At 55.8% G+C, this 6,585-nt stretch carries 4 protein-coding genes; all 4 read left to right on the top strand.

What is annotated here, in order from left to right:
• Positions 1 to 322 precede the first annotated feature (322 nt).
• The 4 genes from HWX89_RS03885 to HWX89_RS03870 all read left to right on the top strand — a co-directional run bounded on the left by HWX89_RS03885 (position 323) and on the right by HWX89_RS03870 (position 6,467).
• Positions 323 to 1,273, top strand: coding sequence for a phosphoribosylaminoimidazolesuccinocarboxamide synthase (locus HWX89_RS03885; protein WP_138795386.1), 951 nt, complete (start codon positions 323 to 325; stop codon positions 1,271 to 1,273).
• 2 nt (positions 1,274 to 1,275) lie between these two features.
• A complete protein-coding gene (locus HWX89_RS03880; protein ID WP_138795385.1) occupies positions 1,276 to 1,935 on the top strand; it encodes a TetR family transcriptional regulator in 660 nt (219 codons plus the stop codon).
• 191 nt (positions 1,936 to 2,126) lie between these two features.
• Positions 2,127 to 3,323, top strand: a complete 1,197-nt coding sequence (locus HWX89_RS03875) for an efflux RND transporter periplasmic adaptor subunit (protein WP_138795384.1) — start codon at positions 2,127 to 2,129, stop codon at positions 3,321 to 3,323.
• 54 nt (positions 3,324 to 3,377) lie between these two features.
• Positions 3,378 to 6,467 (top strand): efflux RND transporter permease subunit, encoded by a 3,090-nt coding sequence (locus HWX89_RS03870; protein ID WP_138795383.1) that lies wholly within the window; start codon positions 3,378 to 3,380, stop codon positions 6,465 to 6,467.
• Positions 6,468 to 6,585 lie beyond the last annotated feature (118 nt).

The following is a 6,585-nucleotide window of genomic DNA, read 5'->3' as shown; positions in this document are numbered from 1 at the left end:
ACAAACCAGCAAGTCAGCCAATCCGCTTGATTTCTCTAGAACGAAGCAGTTCGTCGCCAGCAGCGCCGCCGCCCTCGTTCAGTGAGCGGACTTATAAACCCACCCCATGAAACAAGTCAACACACCAATTTTCAAAAAACTGTCACTTTCTTACATACCATTGAAATTAAAAGGTATTTTCAGGTTTCGGGCATGGAGGCCCGTAAACGCGTTCCAATACGCCTTATACTGGCCCTCGCCCATGAAACATGCGATAGGAAAAAGGCCTAAGCCCGCGCAGGATGCGGGCCACAGGAGCGATATTGTCGAGATTGGAAAGCCCGTGCGTATCCTTGAAGAAGCCGTCATACCCGAACTGCCCAACTATTATCGCGGCAAGGTCCGTGAGAATTACGACCTGCCTGATGGAAACCGGATCATCATATCGACAGACCGTCTTAGCGCGTTCGACCGTATTTTGACCTGTATTCCATATAAGGGACAGGTTCTGACCCAGACGGCGCGCTACTGGTTCGAGCAAACCAAGGATATCTGCCCCAATCACGTCGTCAGTTACCCCGACCCGAATGTGGTGATCGGCAAGCGTCTCGAAATCCTGCCTGTGGAGATCGTCGTGCGCGGCTATCTGGCAGGCACCACAGGCACGTCTATCCTGACGCTTTATAAGAAGGGGCAACGCCAGATGTATGGCATTACCCTTCCAGATGGGTTGAAGGACAACCAGGTCCTGCCTGAACCGATCATTACCCCAACAAGCAAGGCCTTCGATGGCGGTCACGATGAACCGCTGACACCCGAAGAGATCGTCGAGAAGAAGCTGTTGACGCAGGACCAGTGGGATACACTTTCCCGCTATGCACTGGCGCTCTTCAAGCGCGGGCAAGAGGTTTCGGCAAAACACGGTCTCATTCTCGTCGACACCAAATACGAATTCGGCACTGACGAGAACGGCACAATCATTCTGGCGGATGAAATCCATACGCCAGACAGCAGCCGCTACTGGATTGCCGAAACATACAATCAAAGTTTCGAGAATGGTTCCCGCCCTGCAAGTTTCGACAAGGACTTCGTCAGGGCCTGGGTGGCCGAACGCTGCGACCCTTATAAGGATGACATCCCGCACATTCCCGAGGATCTCGTTCTGCAGACCTCGAAGGTCTATATTGATGCTTACGAGCGCATCACCGGCCAGAGTTTCATTCCTGACGATAACGGCGCAACGCCTCTGGATAGAGTGCGCAAAAATCTGGAGCCATATTTCCCCGGAGCCTGACCGTGAGCAAACCGAGCGGACAAACGCGGAAAAATGACAAGAACAACGGTCGCCCGGCAATTCGTCGGGCGCGTCGTTCCGCAGAGGAAACGCGGCGCGACATTCTCAACAAGGCCGAAGAGCTTTTCAGAGAGCGTGGCTTCGGCGCGGTTGCGATCGCCGATATCGCCGCAGCACTTTTGATGTCGCCTGCCAATGTCTTCAAGCATTTCAGCTCCAGAAATGCCCTGGTCGATGCAATCGCCCTGGAGCAGATCGGCCTCTTCGAGAGAGAAACCCACCTGCTCGACAAAGGCCACCCCCCCGTCGAAAGACTGAAACACCTTGCTCGTACGCTGATGGCAAAACATCATCAGGACCTGAACGACAATCCCTATATCTTCGAAATGATTCTGCTGACGGCCAAGCAGGATTTGAAATGTGGCGACTATTACAAGACGATGATTGCCAACAGGCTCGCCGAAATCATTCAAGACGGTGTCGCCGACGGCACCTACCCCATTGCCGAACTATCAACAGAACCAGAAACGGTTCTGCACGCTCTCACGAGCGTCATTCATCCTGTCCTCATCGCCAGGGAAGGCATCGACAATTTGGCAACACGTTGTGATGAACTCGTCAAATTGATCGATGCGGGCCTGCGTAATCCGCTTGCCAGGTGACGATTCTCAATTTACGTCACCTTCTCGCGACAGCTTGCGAAGCTGAGGCACCTGCGCTTCTATGAAGATTACGCATCGGACAAGAAAGAGTGCCGGTTCGTCTTCTGAAGAAGCAGCTTCGTTTTCGTATCCGCATTCATGCCGTCGCAAGCCAAAGAACTCAGAGTTCGACTGATACGCAGGGAAGAAAGATGAGCCGACGTAAATTACCTATTTTCGCTTCTCTGTGCATGGCTGCGATCCTGGCGGGATGCAGCGACAGCGGTGAGAACAAGCAGGCGGCAGGTCAGGGCAATGAGCGCCCACCGTCTCCCGTAAGCGTCATTCCGATGAAAGTCAGTGAATATCCCCTGACAACGGTCCTTCCCGGTCGCGCCAGCGCCTTCCAGACGGCAGAGATCCGTCCTCGTGTCACCGGTATCATCCGCGAAATTCCCTTCAAGGAGGGTAGCGAGGTCAAGCAGGGCGATATTCTCTATCAGATCGACGACGATACCTATCTGGCGGAAGTCGCGCAGGCCAAGGCAACCGTTGCCAAGGCCGAAGCCAGCATTCCCAGCGCCCAGGCAAACCTGAGCCGCTACGAGCGCCTGGTCAACAGCGGCGCAACGCAGATCGAATATGAAAATGCCAAGGTCACTCTGCTGCAGGCTGAGGCCGATGTCGCTCAGGCCAAGGCAGCTCTGGAAACCTCCGAGATCAATCTCAATCTTACCAAGGTCCGGGCACCCTTTGACGGCATCACCAGCACCACCGCGTTCAGCATCGGCAACGTCGTCACCGCCAATCAGACGACGGCTCTGACAACATTGCGTCGGATTGATCCGATCTACATCGAACTGATGGAATCGAGCACCAATCTTCTGCGGCTGCGAAATGCCATCGCCTCCGGCCAGCTCGGCGGAGACGCAAAAGCCACCGGTATTCACCTGACACTCGAAGACGGCACCGAATACAAGCAGGACGGCAAGATCGACATGTCCGATATGGCCGTCAGCGAAACGACGGGCAGCTTCTCGATCCGCGCTTTGTTCGACAATCCGGATGACCTCATTCTCCCTGGAACCTATGTCCGCGCAACGCTGAACATCGGCAAGGAAAAGGGCTATCTCATTCCGCAGCGCGCCGCGAACCGGGATGCCAGCGGCAACCTGACTGCCAAATTCGTCACAGCCGAAAACAAGGTGGAAACACGCACCTTCGCGTCCAGCCAGCAATCCGGCAACGCCTGGCTGGTCACCGAAAACGTCAAGGATGGCGACAAGCTCATCGTCGACGGCTTCCAGTGGATCGCCGACGGCGCAACCGTCGCACCCGTTGAAGTCACCATCGATGACCGGGGCATCGTCGTGCAGCCGGCCCAACCGGCCGCCGCTCCCTCGAAATAAGCATAGGCAGAGAACCTTTGTTCGAAGCTCGAAAAAGATAAGGCAAGGACTGCCATGGCCCATTTCTTTATCCGGCGCCCCGTTTTCGCATGGGTTATCGCCATCGTCATCATGCTTGGCGGTGCCTTGGCCATCGCGACGCTTTCCATATCGCAGTATCCGGACATTGCGCCGACGACGGTGCGCATCAGCGCTACATATAACGGTGCAAGTGCGGAGACAGTCGAGAAATCGGTGACGACAATCATCGAAGACGGCATGACCGGTCTTGATGATCTCACCTATATGACCTCGTCATCCTCGACCGGCAGCTCCGAAGTCACACTGACGTTCGGCAACAGCATTCTGCCGGATATTGCCCAGGTTCAGGTGCAGAACAAACTGCAGCTGGTCCAGTCGCAACTGCCGGATACCGTGCAGCAGCAGGGTATCCAGGTCAGTCGCTCGACATCGAGCATCCTGATGGTCGGCGCATTGATTTCAACAGATGGGAAGCGCAACTCCGCTGACCTCGGCGACGTCTTTTCCACCCGCATCGAAGATCAGATCAAGCGTCTTGAAGGCGTCGGCAGCATCAACGTGTTCGGTTCCGAATATGCGATGCGCATCTGGCTGGACCCATTCAAACTCAACAAATATCAACTCACCACCGCAGATGTAACGAGCGCAATCGAAAGCCAGAACACGCAGGTCTCGGTCGGCTCGCTCGGAGCGCTGCCGGCCGTAAAGGGTCAGCAGCTCAACGTGACGGTGACGGCGCAGAGCCAGCTCACGACGGTTGCGGATTTCGAATCCGTCATCCTCAAAGTCGAGAAGGACGGGGCGACCGTTCGTTTGAGCGACGTCGCACGCATCGAAATCGGCCAGGAAAGCTACGGCGGCGATTCCCGCTCCAACAGCCGCCCGGCAGCAGGTTTCGCGGTCAATCTGGCAACAGGCGCAAACGCCCTCGACACGGCGGCCCGCGTGAAGGATGCATTGACGAGGGTTGAAGGCTCTCTGCCGGAAGGCGTTTCGATCGAATATCCCTACGACACGACGCCCTTCGTCAAATTGTCGATCGAGAAGGTGGTTCACACCCTGATCGAGGCGATCATTCTCGTCTTCGTCGTGCTTCTGGTGTTCCTGCAGAATCTCAGGGCAACATTCATCCCGATGATCGCGGTTCCCGTCGTTCTGCTTGGAACCTTCGGCATTCTTGCGCTCACGGGCTATTCGATCAACACGCTCACCATGTTTGCCATGGTGCTGGCGATCGGTCTTCTCGTCGATGACGCCATCGTCGTCGTTGAAAACGTCGAACGTATCATGTCGGAAGAGGGCCTTTCGCCTGTCGAAGCAACGGAAAAGTCGATGGGTGAAATTACCGGCGCAATCGTCGGTATCGCCCTCGTCTTGACTGCCGTGTTCATTCCGATGGCCTTCTTCGGCGGGTCCACCGGCATTATCTACCGCCAGTTCTCCGTGACGATCGTATCGGCAATGTTGCTTTCGGCCGTTGTCGCTATCGTACTGACGCCAGCGCTTTGCGCCACCATGCTGAAGCCGATTGACCATCACAAGAAGCAGCGTGGACCTGGCGCGTGGTTTAACCGCGGCTTCGGGAAAACCACTGACGGTTACGTTTCGACCATTGGTTATCTTCTGAAGCGTCCGCTGCGTGTCATGGTGCTTTTCGTCGCCATCATTGGCGGTTGCGCATGGTTCTTCACGAAACTGCCAAGCTCGTTCCTGCCGCAGGAAGACCAGGGCGTTTTGCTGACCATCGTACAAACGCCAACCGGCTCGAACATCGAGCGGACCAACGAAGTGGTCAAACAGGTCGAAGCCTATTTCCGTGAAAAGGAAGGCAACAACGTTGAATCCGTATTCGGCGTGCTTGGCTTCAGCTTCACCGGCTCCGGCCAGAACAACGCTATGGTGTTCACCAAGCTCAAGGACTTTTCCGAGCGCACGGCACCGGATCAGCACGCAGCAGCGATTGTCCAGCGCGCAATGGGAACATTCTTCGGTTTCCGCGATGCGCAGGTATTCCCGCTTCTGCCGCCAGCAATTCAGGGCATGGGAACGTCCAGCGGCTTCTCGATGTACCTTGTCGACAGCGGCCGTAACGGTACTGACGCCCTGACAGCAGCATCGAAGGAACTGATCCAGCTCACCAACGGCAACCCCAACATCAGTTCGCTGCGAAGCAACAGCCGTGACAACGAATCGCAGATGAAGATCATTCTCGATCAGGAAAAGATGGGGGCCATGAGCGTCGATCTTGCCTCGGTGAATCTCATGCTGTCGACGATCTTTGCCGGACGCGATGTCAACGACTTCACGCTGAACGGTGAGTTGAAGCCGGTCTACGTGCAGGGTGATGCCCCCTATCGCATGCAACCAGATGACCTGAAATACTGGTATGCCCGCAACACGAATGGTGAAATGGTACCGTTCTCGTCCTTCAGCGAAGTCACCTGGATCAATGCACCGCCGACGCTTGCGCGGTTCAACGGCACGGGCGCCATTTCGCTTGAAGGAACCGCCGGACCGGGCGTTGCGTCTGGTGACGCGATGAACGAGATGGAGCGTCTGACGGCAAGCATGCCAGGTGGTTACACCGTCGCGTGGCAGGGCATTTCCTATCAGGAACGTTTGTCCGGCTCACAGGCACCGATGCTCTATGCGCTTTCGGTCCTGATCGTCTTCCTCTGCCTTGCCGCCCTTTACGAAAGCTGGTCGATCCCGTTCTCGGTCATCATGGCCGTGCCGGTCGGCGTGCTGGGCGCATTGGGTGCTGCGCTGCTCTTCGATCAATCGAACGACGTTTATTTCAAGGTTGGTCTTTTGACGACCATCGGTCTCGCTGCCAAGAACGCCATTCTGATCGTCGAGTTTGCGAAGGAGAGGCAAGAACACGGGCTTAGTCTGGTGGATGCGACGCTGGAAGCTGCGAAGCTTCGTCTGCGCCCAATCATCATGACCTCGCTGGCCTTTATCCTCGGTGTTGTTCCTCTTGCAATCGCAACCGGAGCAGGATCGTCGGCCCAAAATGCGATCGGTATCGGGGTGCTGGGTGGTATGCTTTCTGCAACACTCCTCGGAATTTTCTTCGTTCCGTCGTTTTTCGTGGTCATTCGCCGCCTTTCTAGGCGTTAACAAAACAAAAATGGGCTGTGCCAATTGTAAATACGCTGCTAGAAATGTTGCTGATTTGGCAGATGCTCGTTTCTACGGCACATGAGCGGCTTTGTTCGCTTCGTCATGACGCTGCATT

Origin of the sequence: Rhizobium sp. RM, from assembly GCF_013390595.1 — a bacterium.
Lineage (GTDB): Bacteria > Pseudomonadota > Alphaproteobacteria > Rhizobiales > Rhizobiaceae > Agrobacterium.
The sequence above is the reverse complement of the archived record's forward strand: the minus strand, read 5'-3'. Positions and strand labels throughout refer to the sequence as shown.